This is a genomic window from Luteimonas abyssi (genome assembly GCF_001482195.1).
In the GTDB taxonomy this organism is placed as follows: domain Bacteria; phylum Pseudomonadota; class Gammaproteobacteria; order Xanthomonadales; family Xanthomonadaceae; genus Luteimonas; species Luteimonas abyssi.
On record NZ_KQ759763.1, the window covers coordinates 3,374,719 to 3,391,364 of the forward strand.

Annotated in this window: 7 protein-coding genes; 3 read left to right on the plus strand and 4 right to left on the minus strand. The window is 69.9% G+C overall.

The window, feature by feature from the left end; translation table 11 throughout:
- The first annotated feature begins 547 nt into the window (after window positions 1-547).
- From uxaC to RG19_RS14620, 3 genes are all read left to right on the plus strand, one after another.
- Complete coding sequence (gene uxaC / locus RG19_RS14610) at window positions 548-1,972, plus strand: glucuronate isomerase (protein WP_058835912.1); 1,425 nt, start codon at window positions 548-550, stop codon at window positions 1,970-1,972.
- Between the two features lie 78 nt (window positions 1,973-2,050).
- The gene (locus RG19_RS14615) at window positions 2,051-3,205 is read left to right on the plus strand and encodes an endo-1,4-beta-xylanase (protein ID WP_058835913.1); all 1,155 of its coding nucleotides are present in this window, start codon (window positions 2,051-2,053) and stop codon (window positions 3,203-3,205) included.
- 208 nt (window positions 3,206-3,413) lie between these two features.
- On the plus strand, window positions 3,414-4,520 hold the full coding sequence (locus RG19_RS14620; protein WP_338037922.1) for an SMP-30/gluconolactonase/LRE family protein: 1,107 nt from the start codon (window positions 3,414-3,416) through the stop codon (window positions 4,518-4,520).
- A gap of 37 nt (window positions 4,521-4,557) precedes the next feature.
- Here RG19_RS14620 and RG19_RS14625 read toward each other — a convergent pair whose 3' ends face one another.
- From RG19_RS14625 to RG19_RS14640, 4 genes are all read right to left on the minus strand, one after another.
- Window positions 4,558-7,389 carry a TonB-dependent receptor gene (locus RG19_RS14625; RefSeq protein WP_058835914.1) on the minus strand — a complete coding sequence of 944 codons (2,832 nt, stop codon included), beginning with the start codon at window positions 7,387-7,389 and terminating at the stop codon, window positions 4,558-4,560.
- Between the two features lie 75 nt (window positions 7,390-7,464).
- Complete coding sequence (locus RG19_RS14630; protein WP_058835915.1) at window positions 7,465-8,460, minus strand: FecR family protein; 996 nt, start codon at window positions 8,458-8,460, stop codon at window positions 7,465-7,467.
- A gap of 168 nt (window positions 8,461-8,628) precedes the next feature.
- The gene (locus tag RG19_RS14635; protein ID WP_058835916.1) at window positions 8,629-12,366 is read right to left on the minus strand and encodes an autotransporter domain-containing protein; all 3,738 of its coding nucleotides are present in this window, start codon (window positions 12,364-12,366) and stop codon (window positions 8,629-8,631) included.
- 325 nt (window positions 12,367-12,691) lie between these two features.
- Complete coding sequence (locus tag RG19_RS14640; RefSeq protein WP_058835917.1) at window positions 12,692-16,483, minus strand: autotransporter domain-containing protein; 3,792 nt, start codon at window positions 16,481-16,483, stop codon at window positions 12,692-12,694.
- Window positions 16,484-16,646 lie beyond the last annotated feature (163 nt).

The window sequence follows — 16,646 nt, forward strand, 5'->3', positions numbered from 1 at the left end:
AGGAACTCGCGCGCGCAGCGGGCGAAACCGCCCTTGATCTTGCTCCTCGTCTTTTCTTTCTTCGAAAGGGAAGCGGACTCGAGAACCACAGCGAGATCAAGATCAACAGCTTTCGCGCTGAAGCGCGACTCACTTTTGTCGCGACAAAAGTAAGCAAAACCGCTTTCGCCGGACGCGAGCCGGCACGGCTGCGCCGCGCCGGTACCCTGCGCTCCTCGCCTGACGCGGCACGGCGCCCAAACTCGCTGCGCTCAGACATGGGCGCCTCTTCGGCCGCGCCAGGCTCCGGTGCTCGGCTCGCTTTACGGCTCGAAGAACCGAGATCAACGGCAACAGCGAAAGCAACGGCAACGGCCGAAGCAGAAGCAGAAGCCGCGACCTGTGAACCTATGGCGATCCCGATCCCACACCTAAAGGGCGCCGATGCCACGGCGCGCACGCCCACATCCGTCGCGGTCCCGCCACGCCCGCGCCCGACCCGTCGTCACCCCCACTCGCATCACCACATCCCCGGATCCCGCATCGGACACCCGCTCCGGAGCCCGTCATGACCGCATCCCACGTCCCCCTCAACCTCCACCCGGACCGGCTGTTCCCGTCCGAGCCCACCCAGCGCGCCATCGCACGGCGCCTGCACGCCGAAATCGCCGCACTGCCGATCGTCAGCCCGCACGGCCACACCGATCCGGCCTGGTTCGCCGACGACGCCCCGTTCCCCGACGCCACCGAACTGCTGCTGGTGCCGGACCACTACCTGTTCCGCATGCTGTACAGCCAGGGCGTCGATCTCGACACGCTGGGCATTCCGCGCATCGACGGCTCGCGTGCCGATGTCGATCCTCGGGCCGCATGGCGCACGTTCGCCGAGCACATCCACCTGTTCCGGGGCACGCCGTCGGCGCTCTGGCTCGATCACGTGTTCCACGACGTGTTCGGCCTGCGCGTGCGCCTGGCCGCGGACACCGCCGACCTCTACTTCGACGCCATCACCGAGGCCTTGCAGACTCCGTCCTTCAGGCCGCGCGCGCTGTTCGAGCGCTTCGGCATCGAGGTGATCGCCACCACCGAGTCCCCGCTGGACCCACTCGTCCACCACGCGGCGATCCGCGACAGCGGTTGGTCGGGTCGGGTGGTGACCGCGTACCGACCCGACCCGGTGATCGACCCCGAACACGAGCAGTTTCCCGACGCCCTGCAACGTTTCGCCGACATCACCGGCGAGGACGTCCACGACTGGAATGGCTACCTGCGCGCCCACCGCCAGCGCCGCACCTTCTTCGCCGGCCACGGTGCGACCTCGACCGATCACGGGCATCCCAGTTGCGCCACCGCCGACCTCGCCGATACACAGGCGCGCCGGTTGTTCGAGACCGTCGTGGCGGGCCGGGCGACACCGACCGAGGCGGAGCTGTTCCGCGCGCAGATGCTCACCGAGATGGCCAAGATGAGCCTGGACGACGGTCTCGTCATGCAGATCCATCCGGGCTGCTTCCGCAACCACAACCGGGCACTGTTCGACCGCTACGGGCGCGACAAGGGCGCGGACATGCCGTTGCAGACCGAATACGTCCAGGCGCTGAAGCCGCTGCTCGACCGGGTCGGCAATGCACCGGACTTCACCTTGATCCTGTTCACCCTGGACGAAAGCACCTATGCCCGCGAACTGGCCCCGCTGGCCGGGCACTGGCCGTGCCTGCGGCTCGGCCCGGCGTGGTGGTTCCACGACGCTCCCGAGGGGATGTGGCGCTTCCGCGAGCAGACGCTCGCCAGCGGCGGCTTCTACAACACGGTCGGATTCAACGACGACACGCGCGCGTTCCTGTCGATCCCCGCGCGCCACGACGTGGCCCGCCGCGTGGACTGCGCATTCCTCGCGAAGCTCGTCGCCGAACACCGGCTCGACGAAGACGACGCACGCGAGGTCGCCGTCGACCTCGCCTACCGGCTGCCGAAACGGGCCTACCGTCTCTAGGCCGACCGGCACCGCATCGCTTGCATCACCCGCAACCCATCCGCCGTACCGCCACGCCATTGCACTGAGGAACCCGCCATGACCCGACTCGGACACGCCTGCGTCGCCGCGCTGCTCCTGACCCTCGCCGCCGCACCGGTGCACGCCGACCCGGCCGCCACGACGCTCAAGCAGGCCTACGCCGATGCGTTCATGCTCGGCACCGCGGTCAACGACGACATCGTCTCCGGACGCGATACGCGCTCGCACGCGCTGGTGCCGCTGCATTTCAACGCGTTGACCGCCGAGAACGTGATGAAGGCCGAGGTGCTGCACCCCGATCCGGGCGTGTGGGATTTCGCGGCCGCCGATGCCTTCGTCGCATTCGGCGAACGCCACGATCAATACCTGATCGGCCACACCCTGGTCTGGCACAACCAGACCCCCGACTGGTTCTTCAACGACGACGCCGGCGCCCCGCTCCCGGTCGATGCGATGACCGAACGCCTGCACGGCTACATCGAAACCGTCGCCGGCCGCTACGCCGGGCGCCTGGATGCCTGGGACGTGGTCAACGAGATCATGGGCGAGGACGGCGAGTATCGCGACACGGTGTGGACGCGTGCACTCGGCGACGGCGACACCGTGGTGCGCGAGGCCTTCGCCGCCGCCGCGCGCCACGCGCCCGACACGGCGCTGTACTACAACGACTTCAACACCTGGCGACCGGCCAAGCGCGAGGGCATCGTGCGCATGGTACGGATGCTGCAGGCCGCCGGCATCCGCATCGACGGCATCGGCATGCAGGGACACTGGGGCCTGAACTACCCGGCAATCGAGGAGATCGAGGCGTCCATCGACGCCTATGCCGCGCTCGGGGTGAAGGTGATGATCACCGAACTCGACATCGACGTGCTGCCGTTGACGCGCGAGGGCCAGATCATCGGCACCGGGATGGCGCACCCGCAGTTCCAGCTGGAGGAATTCGAGCGCTACCTGGACCCGTACGCCGCCGGTCTGCCCGACGATGTGGAGCGCCAGCTCGCGGACCGCTATGCCGAATTGTTCGCGCTGTTCCACCGCAAGCGCGACGTCATCGACCGGGTCACGCTGTGGGGCGCGCACGACGGCATGTCGTGGAAGAACGACTACCCCGTCCCGAACCGCACCAACTATCCGCTGCTGTTCGACCGCGAGCGGCAGCCGCGCCCTGCACTCGATGCGGTGCTGGCGGTGCCGGGGACGGCGGAATAGCCGCCCGGGATCGCCGAGGGCCACGATCCGGCGAGCGGATGTCGGCCGCCCGAGGTGCGGGTCACGGCACGGCTCGGCGTTCGCAACGCGCGAAGGCGGTGCCCGGTCGGGCCGCCACGGGTCCGACGGCGGCCGCGACGGATCGGGTGTCTCCTCGTTTTCTCCGGAGTGCGATGATGCAGTGTCTCGACACCAGGATTCCCGACGGATGGCCTCTCGCTCCCTGTTCCTCGCCTCCCTGCCGCTCGCGTTGGCCCTCGCCGCCTGCGACACCTCGACCGGCCACGACGACGCAACGGACGCGCGCGCGGCAACCGCCGATGCCGCCGACGGCGAGGCGTCGTCGCCGGCTCGCGAGGCCGACATGTTCGGCACGGTGACCGTCTACGACCCGGCGCTGGCGCGCGCGGTCTCGCCCGAGGCACGCGTGGAGCGGCTGGCCGACGGCTTCACCTGGGCCGAGGGACCGGCCTGGCTGCCGCACGACGACAGCGGCACGCTGTTGTTCACCGACGTGCCCGAAAACATCCTGTACCAATGGACCGAGGCCGATGGCGTTTCGGTGTTCCTGCAACCGTCCGGCTATGCCGGCCCGGACACCGAGGCATTGCGCGAAGCCGGCGCCAACGGTCTGTTCGTCGAACCCGATGGCACCGTGTTGCTGGCCGACTCCGGCAGTCGCGAGCTCGCGCGACTCGATCCGGCCACGCGCCGCAAGACCACCCTGGTCTCGCATTACGAGGGCCGACGCCTCAACAGCCCGAACGATGTCGTGCGCCGCGACGACGGCCAGGTGTTTTTCACCGACCCGCCTTACGGCCTGAAGGATCTCGACGATTCGCCGGTCAAGGAACTCGCCTTCAACGGCGTCTATCGCCTCGACCCCGACGGCGGCCTGCACCTGCTCGACGACACCCTGAGCTTTCCCAACGGCGTCGCGCTGTCGCCGGACGGGCGCACGCTGTACGTCGCCAACTCCGATCCGCAACGCCCGATCTGGATGGCCTATACGCTCGATGCCGACGGCAATGCCGGCGAGCGGCGCGTATTCGCCGATGCGTCGGACCTGATGGGCGACGATGCGCCGGGCCTGCCCGACGGCCTGGCCGTCGCGGCCGACGGCACCCTGTTCGCGACCGGCCCGGGCGGCGTGATCGTCTTCGCCGCCGACGGAACCCGGCTGGGCCGCATCGAGACCGGCGGGCCGATCGCCAACTGCACCTTCGGCGACGACGGGCGCACGCTGTACCTGGCGGCGAACGACATGCTGGCCCGCATCCGCGTCGAAGTGCCGGGACTCGGTTTCGCTCGCTGAAACGCGGCCCGCCTGCAGGCGTCGGCGCGCTCGGGGATCAGAACCGGTAACGCACCCGCAGCAGGTACTGGCGTCCGATCAGATCGTCGATCGCGCCGTTGTAGCCGGCACGGTCGACGTCGTAGTTCGCCGGCCGCCGGTCGGCGAGATTGTTCACGTCCGCGGAGATCCGCCAGGCGTCGCCCAGGTCACGCGCCACGTGCGCAGCCAGCAGGTTGACCGACGGATTCATGCATCGCCCCGCGTCGACATGCATCGCCGGGCACGGCGCCTCCGCGCGGTGGACGCGGTAGCCGCCGAAGTGGCGCAGGTGCAGCGCGGCGCTCCAGTCGCCGGCACGCCACTGCAGCGATGTGTTGGCGGCGAAACGCGGCGACAGGTGCCCGGCCTGCTCGGAGGATGGGCCGTCCGCGGCCGCGACCCGGACGCTCTGCAGGTAATGCCCGGCGACGCGCACGCCCCATCGATGGCCCATTGCGGTCTCCGATGTCCAGTCGGCGTCCAGATGCGCCCCGTGCACGTCGGTACGCGCGGTGTTGAGGTACCGCGACGCCAGTCCGGTCGCGAGCCCGTGTTCGTCGCGCTTCAGGCTGGCGATGCGCGCGACGTTGTCGACCACGGCACCGGCCACCGCGATCTCGTTGCTGCGGATCACGTTGAAGTAGTCGAGGGTCAGATCCAGCCCGGCCAGAGGCGACCAGACCAGCCCCACCGTGTGGGTCCGCGCGTGCTCCGGCTTCAGCGACGGATTGCTGGCGACGCCGATCGGTAGATCGCATGCGCCATCGTGGACCTGTGCGCACGAAGCGACCACCGACGCATCGAAGGAAGACGCGACCGCACCGAAGTACTCGTCGGGAGGAGGACGAGCCAGCGTTTCGTAGAGCGTGGGCGCGCGAAACGATTCGGCCGTGCTCGCGCGCAGCAGCAGCGACGTCGCCGGTCGCCAGCCCAGACCCAGGCGCGGCGACAGTTCGGAACCATGCGCGTCGGCCCGGTCGAGGCGGCCAGCGACCTCCATCCAGAGGCGATCCGAGAAGGGAATCTGCACCTCGCCGAAGACCGCGTGACGACGGCTGGTGCCCCGACGCGGATCCACGTCCGTCGGCGCTCCGAAGTCGGGGGTGCCGAAGTAGGGATCGGGACGGTAATCCAGGGTTTCGCGTCGGGTTTCCGCACCCGCGGCGGCGAGCACCGTACCCCCGCGCCATTGCAGCAAGGGGCCACTGCCCCGCACCGACACGGTCTCCGACGTCCCGCGCCCCCGGGTCTGCAGGACCGGCGCCAGGCCGCGAACGACGTCGGGATCGTTCGGCGTGCCGTCGAAGTGATACGCGCGTGCGTCGATCGCCTCATTCAGGACAGCGGCATTGACGATGCCCCGCGTGAGGTTCTCCACGCGGTTGCTGGAACGCGACACGTCCGTTTCCAGCGACCAGGTGCCCACCGGAAGACGCATCCCCAAGGTCGCATCCAGGCTGGTCGCACGGCTGCGGCTGGACACCTGGCCCACATCGTAGAACGCCCGATAGACCGCATAGGCACGATCCCGCATGGGGTCGTGGAGGGGCACGCGCATCGTGTACGCCGAAGGCGCGCTCTCCATCCGCGTGCGCAGTTCGGAGGTGCGTACATCGGCATACAGTTCCGCATCGGTCTCGGCATGCAAGGGGTGCGTCCATCGCAGACCCAGCGAGGTGCCGTCCGAGGCGGGACGCAGGCTCCGGTAACGCTCGCGATCCAGCCGGCACGCCGGGTCCCGTTCGTCCCCCGACGCCGTGCAGCGCCCGAACCGCTGAAAGAAATCCGGTCCTTCCACCGTGTAGTAGCCCAGTGGATAGGTCGCGTCCTCCAGACCCTCGGCGCGCCGGTCGCGGGTATGCCAGCGCCGGGCCGTCCCCGGCAGGTGCGCCTGCGAGAACCGGTCGGCGAATACCGACACCTGACCACTGCCCAGGCCGAACCCGGCGCTCGCCGACACCCGTGTGGTTTCGGCATCGCCGCGTTCGGACAGCCCGTACAGCACGCTGGCCTCACCGCCCCGGTAGTCCTGCTTGAGCACGATGTTGACCACGCCCGCCACCGCATCGGCCCCGTAGATCGCCGATGCCCCGCCGCGCAGGATCTCCACCCGCTCCACCATGCTCAGCGGAATCGCACCGAGATCGGTCAGGCCACCGAGGTTCGTCGAGGGCAGGGCGTAGTTGGCGACACGGCGGCCGTCGATCAGGTACAACGTACCGCGCGGCCCGAGACCGTACAGGCTGGCCGACTGCGCCACCGCATTGGGTACCAGTGAGGTGAGCGACTGGCTGATGTCCTCGGTCGCCGCCTCCACCGCGTGGTGCCCGGACATGCCCGGCTGGTGCCGCAGCAGATCGAACAACGTGGTGAAACCACCGAGCTCGATCTGTTCGCGATCGACGACGGTGACCGGCAATGTCGTTTCCAGCCCGGCCCGCGGGATCCGGCTGCCGGTCACCAGCACGCGACGCAGCACCGGCGGCGACACCGGGGCTTCGCTGCGCGGGGGCGAAGGGGGTGGCGAGGTGGCGACGGGTTCGGCCGTTCGCGCCCGCAACACGAACGTGCCGCCCGGCACCGGCTCGGCCACCAGGCCGCTGCGCGCAAGCAGACGCGTCAACGCCTCGCGTGGCGGCATTCGCCCCGAAACCGCGACCGCACGCCGCCCGCGGACCAGGGCCGGCGCATACAGCAACTGGCTGTCGCTCTGTCGGGCGAACTCCGCCAGGGCGCGGTCCAGCGGCGCGGCCGCGACGTCGAAGGCGACCTCGCGGTCCCGCGACCAGACCGTACCGGCCGACACACAGAGCACGAGGATCGCGAACACCGCACGCAGACGGGTCAAAGATGGACGATGTCGCGCCCTCCGTGCGCTCGTGAAACCGCAGCCGCTGCGGGTCTGCATCATCGTCGCGCGAGATTACTCGCGGCTCAGGACGATCGTGCCGTCTTCGCCCCGGTCGGCGCGCAGACCCCAGCCGACCTCGAGCGCGGCGGCCAGGCTGTCCTGGTCGCCCGCTCGCACCTGTCCGCTGACCCGGAGATCGGCGAGCGCGGGATCGGCCAGCGTGATCTGCGCCGAGGCATAGCGGTTCGCCTCGGCCAGCAGCACCTCGAGCGGCCATTCGTTGAAGACCAGGCGGCCGTCCAGCCAGGCATCCGCCTCATCGGGCGCCAGCGGCGCGACCGGGTCGATGGCGCCGGTGTCGTGGTAGACGACCCGCTGGCCTGGCGCAAGATCGCGGGTCACCGCCGAGCCGTCGTCCGCGACGACATTCACCTCGACAGCCCCCTCGAACAGGGCCACATCCACCTCCCCGCCCAGGTGGCGCACCTGGAACGTGGTGCCGATCACCCGTACGTCGCCGTTGCCGGCACGGACCCGCATCGGGCGCGCGGGGTCGCGCGTGGCTTGCACGTGAACGCGGCCACGCGCCAATGTCAGCGTGCGCTCGCCCGCGGTGTACGCGACCTGCAACTGGGAATCGGTATCCAGCACGACCCGTGACCCGTCCTCGAGCACCGAGGTCTTGCGCTCGCCCAGCGCGGTTTCCAGGTGCACCGGCGCCGTGTCCAAGCCCGGCACCACCAGCATGCGATAGCCGAGTACGCCGGCCAGGGTGACGACAGCCGCCGTGGCGAGCGCCCACGCCGACCAGCGCGACCGGGCCGGGCGCGCGCGCAGCGCGTGCCGGGCACGATGGGCCTCGGCACGCAACTCAGGGTCGTCCGCCAGCGCCGAGGCGAGTCCATGGAGACGCTCCGCCCGCGCATAGGCCACCGGGTTGCCGGGGGCCGCCGCCAGCCAGTCTTCGAAGGCCTCGTGCTCGCTGGTCGAGCAGGTGGGCGACTGCAGGCGCACGACCCAGTCTTCGGCTGTGTTCGGCAGCGGTGGGGGGGAGTAGGGACTGTTCATCACATCATCGAAACGGTGCCGGATCCGACGGCCTTGCAGGGCGCCAGCATAGCGCCCCTTTTCACCACCGTGGATCGACAGGCCGGATGGCCTGCCCCGCCAGCGGGACCGCACCGCGACAGGCACATCCGGATCAGGAGCCCGCCGGTCGCGATGCGCTCCCCTCTCTCAGAACCGGACCGACCAGCGCAGGTTGGCGCCATGGTCGCGGGCCTCGTCGGCGTACTGGCCCTGGTAACCGACCTCCAGCAGGCTGTTGCCGCTGGTGCGTGCGGCCACGCCCAGTTCCACCAGTGTCGCGTCGCTGGCCACCCGTGCGCCGTGCACGGTGAAGCTGTCGCCGCCGGCAAACGCCACGTCGGTCCACGGCACCAGTTCGCCGCCGGTCTTGCGGTAGCCCACGCCGCCGCGCAGGCCCACCCAGGTCTCTTCCTGCTGCGAGCCCTTCAGGTTCACGTCGAAGCGCACGCCGCCGGTGGTCAGGTCCGCACGCACGTCGCGGGTCTGCCCGGAGAGCGCCGCCGCGCCGCCGGTCTCGGCGAACGCGTCCGCGCTCGCCCGTACCTGCGCGAACTGTGCGTACGGCTCCACGCCCCAGGTCGCGTTGCCGAAGCGGTAGCCCGCCTCCACGAACGCCTGGCGGGTGGCCGCTTCGTAGGCCGCGGTCGGACGGTCCTCGAAGCCCGCGTAGGCCACCGGACGCTCCACCTCCACGTCGTGCTGGCCGTAGGTCCAGCCGGCCTTCAGGCCCAGCCCCCGCCACGCGTAACCGGCGTACACGCCCGCATAGCGGGCATCGAGATCGGTGCGCGCGTGCTGGCGCTCGCGCGCCTTCAGGTCGCTCTCGCCGATGCCGCCCAGCACGCCCAGGCGCAGGCCGTTGTCGAAGGTGTAGTCCGCGCCGACCAGCGTGTTGCCGCCGTTGTACTCGGTGCCGGCCGCGTTGCCGTCGCCGTCGAGACGGCCGCCGTGACGCTGGATATCCACCCAGGCGCCGAAGCGGCGATCCGGATCGTGCTGCGAGGCCAGCGGATCGGTCCCGCCGCCGGCACGCGCCAGCGCGGTGCCGCGCAGGTGGCGGCTGGTGTCGATCAGCACCGACTGCGCGGTGGCGTGCACATCGCCCGACAGCAGGTCCACCGCCGGGATCGCATCTTCCGGGAACAGCTGCACCAGCGAGCCGACCAGCGCATTGCCGTCGGTCAACGCATCCAGGCCACCGGCAGCGACCCGCTGGTTGTGGGTACCGGCGAAGCTCGCGAACGACGCGCCGCGCGACACGTCCAGCACCACACCGTCGGCGCCGTAGGCCAGCGACAGGCCGAGGAACGGGGTGATCGCCGTGGTGTCGAGCGCATCGAAGCGACCGACGATCCCGCCCTCGGCCGTCAGGAAGTCGTACCGCTCGCCCAGCGCGTACACGCCCGGACCGCGCTGCGCCACCACCGTGCCGCCTTCCAGCGTCGCGGTGCCGGTCACGGCCAGGCGATCGACCTGGTCGGGCGGGGTCATTTCCACCTCGAAGAAGGACCCCGCCTGCTGCACGTAGTCGCCATCGACGGTGAGCATGCCGATCGAGCGGCCCGGGGCCACGGTGCCGCCGGCCGCCACCGTGGTGTCGCCCAGGGTGCCGGTGCCACCGAGGCGGCCGTTGTCGCCGACCCAGGTGCTGGCGCCGGTCTGGAGACCGTCGACCAGCGCGACCGCCGCGCCGTCGGCGCCACCGACGAACAGGTCCGCGCCGTCGAGACGGCCGTCGGCGGTGACTTCGGCGATGCCGCCGTGCACGCGCAAGGCATTGCCCTGCAGGCTGCCCGACAGCGACAGACCGCCGCCTTCGACCACACCGTCGTAGCCGTCGTCGTAGGCATTGGTGCCCGACAACGTCAGCAGACCCTCGTGCACGGTGAAGCCGTCGAAGCTGTTGTCGCCCGCAAGCGTCAGGCTACCCGCACCGCGCTTGATCAGGCCGCCGCGGTCGTCCTCGCGGCCTGTACGCACCAGCGCGTTGGTGATGTCGTTGGACCAGGTGTCGTCCACGCCGGCCGGCAGGGTGACGTCGAAGTCACGCAGGAATGCGCGCGGGCCTTCCATCGCCGCCTTCAGACTGATCAAGCCCCAGCCGGTCTCGTCGTTGAGCACTGCGTCCGCATTGCCCGCCGTGGTCAGCAGGGTGTCGCGCACTTGTCCGTTGGTCATGTAGCCGAAGCGCTCTGCCACCAGGCCCAGCGCGCCAGTCACGTGCGGGGCGGCCATCGAGGTGCCGTCATAGTCGGCATAAGCGGGCTCATGGCCCCACGCCGCCATGGCCTGGTTCATCGCAGCCTGGAAGGCCCCCGCCACACCCTCGTCCAGAACCAGCTCGGGATAGTCATCCAGTGCCACAGCCATGGTCTGGGCGATGTTCGTGTTGGCGCGATCGAGGAAGATGCCCGGGTTATCCCGATAGTTCGCCAGCACTTGTTGGTTGCCGGCGGACTCCCCCGACAGATCGTAGCGCTGCAGGAGACCGGCCAGGCGCGAGGCGCGGGAGAGCACATCGTCGACGAGCGCCTCCATGGCCTCCGCATCGGCAGTCTGCGTGAGCAGCTCGCGATAGAGATCGCCGCCCGCAGCGACGTAGCCTTCGAGCGCAATGACCTCGCGGATCAGTTCCGTGCGGGTGAACGGCTCGTCCGATTCCGCGGCGTCGGTCCGGATCTGCTGGTGGCGTTCGCTCAGGGTCTGTGCGATCACCGACGAGGTGATCGCCGTCCCCGGCGCCGTGACACACCAGTACTTCGAATGACCGCAGTAGTACGAACCGGGGTTGGTCGAGTCGGCCCCGGTCTCGTCGTCCCGCGCCATGTTGGTGACCACCAGCCAGTGCGCTTCCAGCTCCGGAATGATCATCGGTGCCGATCCCCAGGAGCTGGCGTGCGGGCCGGTGCCCGATGCCTCGGCGGTGCGGATGTTGCCCGCGGCGAACACCTGCACGACGCCCGCTTCGACGGCACGGACGAACGCTGAAGCACGCGGGTCGTCCCGACCGCCGATGCGTTCCCGGAAGAACGCCTCCACATCCTCACGGGGCGCATCGTGCAGGAGCGCATCGTTCGTCGAGCCCCAGCTGTGGTTGACGAAACGGACCCCCGCATCGACGAATGCATCGACGGCCGTCGGCGCCGCATCGATCTGCTCGCCGCGCAATGCCGTGAACAGGTCGAACCCCAGGAAATGGGTGGCCGAATGCAACGATGCGCCAAACGCGACGCCATGCATGCTCGTCCCATCACGATTGGCCACCATGGTGCCACCTACGTGCGTGCCGTGATCGCTGTAGCCGGCATGACCGATCATTGGACGTCCGTCGAAATCGCCGAATTCGCCCGGCCGCTCGTCCGCCGGGACCACCCCATCGCGTGTATCGAGCAGATGCAACTTGCCCTCGCCAGCGAACTCCGGGTGGGTGTCGAGCACTCCGCTGTCAAGAATCCCGAGCTTCACGCCGGTACCGGTGATGCCGCGCGCGTACGCATACTCGGCGCCGATCGCCTCCAGGCCCCAGTCGCCCTGGAATTCGGCATCTGCGCGCCAAGACTCGGCGGCAACCTCAAGATCGCCGGTGCGGCCGCCATCGGCGAGATGGAATTTCCCGGTTGCGGTGGCCGAATCGCTCGGTGCGGCCGCCGCCAGAGGGGCCGACCCTCCAGGTCGTCCCGATGCCAGCGCGGCGGTGCCGTGTGGCGTGCGCGCCAGCGGCGCTCCCGTTTCTCTCCACATCGCGGCACGATCCGACGCCCGGAACGCGGATGCGATCGCACGCTCGACGGGCTGGTCCTGGGGCGCTGAGGTGGATTCGACCGCAGCCACAGGGGCGGCACCGACGCACAGCGCAGTGGCGATGGCCAGCGACAGGGGCGACATCAAGCGGGGGGTGATGCGATGGCGTGACGCAGGGGTACGGCGGACAGCATGCATGTGCGAGAGCCTCTCGTTCGTCGTTGCGGATCAGGCGACACGGGCACAGCCGTGCCCACTCCTGGTTCCACAACGAAAAACGGCAGGCCCACCCTACCCCGTCCGTTTCGGTGACCCCTGACCGGCCTTTCAGGCCAGCCGCCGCCGGCTGGACCGAAGCGAGCCACGGGTTCTCGCGTCGCGCTGCGTGATCGAAAACGGTTTCACATGCCGTTGCCCGGCCACGGGATCCCGACAGTGCGGGATCCCGTGGCCGGACGTCACGGGTCGATCAGAACTGCAGCGACCAGCGCAGGTTGGCACCGTGATCGCGCGCCTCGCTGGCGTACTGGCCTTGGTAGCCCACCTCCAGCAGGCTGTTGGCGCTGGTGCGTGCAGCCACGCCCAGTTCCACCAGCGTCGCGTCGCTGGCCACCCGTGCGCCGTGCACGGTGAAGCTGTCGCCGCCGGCAAACGCCACGTCGGTCCACGGCACCAGCTCGCCACCCGTCTTGCGGTAGCCCACGCCACCGCGCAGCCCCACCCAGGTCTCTTCCTGCTGCGAGCCCTTCAGGTTCACGTCGAAGCGCACGCCACCGGTGGTCAGGTCCGCACGCACGTCGCGGGTCTGCCCGCTCAGCGCCGCCGCACCGCCCGACTCCGTGAATGCATCCGCGCTCACGCGTACCTGCGCGAACTGCGCATAAGGCTCCACGCCCCACTGGTCGTTGCCGAAGCGGTAGCCCGCCTCCACGAAGGCCTGCCGGGTGGTGGCGTCGTAGGCGGCGTAGGGCCGCGCCTCGAAGCCGGCATAGCGCACCGGGCGCTCGACTTCCACATCGTGCCGACCGTGGGTCCAGCCACCTCGCAGGCCCAGCCCCTGCCACGCATAGCCGGCGTACACACCGACGTAGCGTGCATCGAGGTCGGTGCGGGCATGCTGGCGCTCGCGCGCCTTCAAGTCGCTCTCGCCGATGCCGCCCAGCACGCCCAGGCGCAGGCCGTTGTCGAAGGTGTAGTCCGCGCCGACCAGCGTGTTGCCGCCGTTGTACTCGGTGCCGGCCGCGTTGCCGTCGCCGTCGAGACGGCCGCCGTGACGCTGGATATCTACCCAGGCGCCGAAGCGGCGATCCGGATCCTGCTGCGCCTGCAGCGGGTCGGTCCCACCGCCGGCACGCGCCAGCGCGGTGCCGCGCAGATGACGGCTGGTGTCGATCAGCACCGACTGCGCGGTGGCGTGCACGTCGCCGCTCAGGACATCCACCGCCGCGATCGCGTCCTCAGGGAACAGCTGCACCAGCGAGCCGACCAGCGCGTTGCCGTCGCTCAGCGCATCCAGGCCGCCCGCGGCGGCGCGCCGGTTGTGGGTGTCGGCGACGCTCGCGAACGACGCCCCACGGGTGACGTCCAGCACCACGCCGTCGGCGCCGTAGGCCAGCGACAGGCCGAGGAACGGGGTGATCGCCGTGGTGTCGAGCGCATCGAAGCGACCGACGATCCCGCCATCGGCCGTCAGGAAGTCGTACTGCTCGCCCAGCGCGTACACGCCCGGACCACGCTGCGCCACCACCGTGCCGCCTTCCAGCGTCGCGGTGCCGGTCACGGCCAGGCGATCGACCTGGTCGGGCGGGGTCATTTCCACCTCGAAGAAGGACCCCGCCTGCTGCACGTAGTCGCCATCGACGGTGAGCGTGCCGATCGAGCGGCCCGGGGCCACGGTGCCGCCGGCCGCCACCGTGGTGTCGCCCAGGGTGCCGGTGCCGCCGAGGCGGCCGTTGTCGCCGACCCAGGTGCTGGCGCCGGTCTGGAGACCGTCGACCAGCGCGACCGCCGCACCGTCGGCACCGCCGACGAACAGGTCCGCGCCGTCCAGGCGACCGTCTGCCGTCACTTCGGCGATGCCGCCGTGTACGCGCAAGGCATTGCCCTGCAGGCTGCCCGACAGCGAAAGACCGCCACCGTCGACCACGCCGTCGAAGCCGGCATCGAATGCGTTGTCGCCCGACAGGGTCAACAGACCCTCGTGCACGGTGAAGCCGTCGAAGCTGTTGTCGCCCGCAAGCGTCAGGCTGCCGGCACCGCGCTTGATCAGGCCGCCGCGGTCGTCCTCGCGGCCTGTACGCACCAGCGCGTTGGTGATGTCGTTGGACCAGGTGTCGTCCACGCCGGCCGGCAGGGTGACGTCGAAATCGACCAGGAACGCGCCCGGGCCCTGCATCGCACCCTCCAGGCTGATCAGGCCCCAGCCGTATTCGTCGCTCAGCGCCTCGCCCGGATCGCCGGCGGTGGTCAGCAGCGTGTCGCGGACCTGGGCACTGGTCATGTAGCCGAAGCGCTCGGCCACCAGACCCAGGGCGCCGGTGACGTGCGGGGCCGCCATCGAGGTGCCGTTCATGGCGCCGTAGCTGGCTTCGTAGCCGAGGTCGCCGAAGGCCGCATTGACCGCGCTCTGGAAGGCGATGGTCACGTCCTGCTCGAGCAGGAACTGGGGCGCCAGCGTCTGCAGTTGCAGCAGGGTGTCGGCGATGTTGTTGTTGAGCCGGTCCAGGAACACGGTGGGGTTGTCGCGATACAGCGCCAACGCCGACTGGTTGCCCGGCGGTTCGCCCGACATGTCGTAGCGCTGGAGCATGCCGGCCACCCGCGCGGCACGGGTGATGAGCTCGTCGACCAGGGCGGTGATGGCCTCCTGGTCGGCTTCCATCGACAGCAGTTCGACGTAGAACTCGCCCAGTGGCGCGACGTAGTCCTGCAGCGCGATGACCTCTGTGAAGAGTTCTGCGCGCGTGAACGGCTCGGTCGACTCGGCTGCGTCCACCCGGATCTGCTCGTGGCGCTCGGACAGGGTCTGGGTGATCGTGGACGAGGTGATGCCGGTGCCAGGCGCGGTCACGCACCAGTAGCGCGCGTGGCCGCAGTAGTAGGAGCCCGGGTTGGTGACCTCGTCGGGTTGCATGTTGGTGACCACCACCCAGTGCTGCTCGAGCTCCGGGAAGAACATCGGTGCCGATCCCCAGGAGCTGGCATGGGGGCCGGTGCCCGAGGCCGCGGCGGTGCGGATGTTGCCCGCGGCGAACACCTGCACCACGTCGGCCTCGGCGGCGCGACGGAAGGCGTCGACCTCGGCGGCGCCCAGGCGCGGCCGCAGCAGCGCCTCCACGTCCTCGCGCGGCGCGTCGTGCAACAGGGCGTCGTTGGCCGAGCCCCAGCTGTGATTGACGAAACGCGCGCCCGATTCGACGAACGCATCCACCGAGGCCACCGTCGGACTGATCTGTCCGCCGCGCAGGACCACGTAGGAATCGAAGCCGAGAAAGTGCGTCGCCGAATGCAGCGATGCACCGAAGGCGACGCCGTGCATGCCGTTGCCGTCCCGGTTGGCCACCATCGTGCCGCCGACGTGGGTGCCGTGGTCGCTGTAGCCGGTGTAGCCGATCAGCGGCCGGCCGTCGAAGTCGCCGTACTCGCCGGGACGCTCGTCGTCGGGCATCCAGATGCCGTCGCGGGTGTCGAGCAGCGTCAGCTTGCCGTCGCCGGCGAATTCCGGATGCGTGTCGAGCACGCCCGAATCCAGGATGCCCAGCGCCACGCCGGCGCCGGTGATGCCGCGCGCGTAGGCGTACTCGGCACCGATCGCCTGCAGGCCCCAGTCTCCCTGGAACTCGGCGTCGTCACGCCAGGACGCCGCGGCGATCTCCAGATCGTCGGTGCGGCCGCCGTCGGCCAAGTGGAAGGATCCGGTCGCGGCGGTGCCGGTATCGGCCGGTGCGATCGCAGCGACGCCCGACGACGCATGCACGGCGGCCTCGTGGCCGGCCGTGCGCACCTGCAGCGGCGTCCGCGCGGACACGCGGGCCGCGGCGGGGAGGCGGGCGATACGCTGCGCGCGCTCGGTCGTCTGGAACGCGGTGTCGATCGCGCGCTCGACCGCATGCGACGCGGTCGGGGCCGGGGCCGGGCCGTCGGCGGCCAGGGCCGGCGCTGCGGCCAGGCACAACGAGGTCGCGATGGCGAGCGAGAGGGGCGAGCGGACCCAGGCGGGCGACGGGCGCTGGGCGGAACGGCGGGAAAGCGGTGCGGGCATTCAGTAACCTCGACGTCGGATTGTGTGAATCAGCCATAAACAGATACAGATCGGTGTGCGGATTTGCAAATCCGTTCATCATTCACACGTCGCGATGGCGGCGGGTGACGCGTGTTACCAAAGTGTTACGTGGCCCCGATGTTGGGCTAGCATGCAGCCCACG

Bases quoted from the DNA above. Each gene is read 5' to 3' on its own strand.
- uxaC (WP_058835912.1), top strand. From the start codon at position 548: ATGACCGCATCCCACGTCCCCCTCAACCTCCACCCGGACCGGCTGTTC.
- RG19_RS14630 (WP_058835915.1), bottom strand. From the start codon at position 8,460: ATGAACAGTCCCTACTCCCCCCCACCGCTGCCGAACACAGCCGAAGAC.
- RG19_RS14620 (WP_338037922.1), top strand. From the start codon at position 3,414: ATGGCCTCTCGCTCCCTGTTCCTCGCCTCCCTGCCGCTCGCGTTGGCC.
- RG19_RS14615 (WP_058835913.1), top strand. From the start codon at position 2,051: ATGACCCGACTCGGACACGCCTGCGTCGCCGCGCTGCTCCTGACCCTC.
- RG19_RS14635 (WP_058835916.1), bottom strand. From the start codon at position 12,366: ATGTCGCCCCTGTCGCTGGCCATCGCCACTGCGCTGTGCGTCGGTGCC.
- RG19_RS14640 (WP_058835917.1), bottom strand. From the start codon at position 16,483: ATGCCCGCACCGCTTTCCCGCCGTTCCGCCCAGCGCCCGTCGCCCGCC.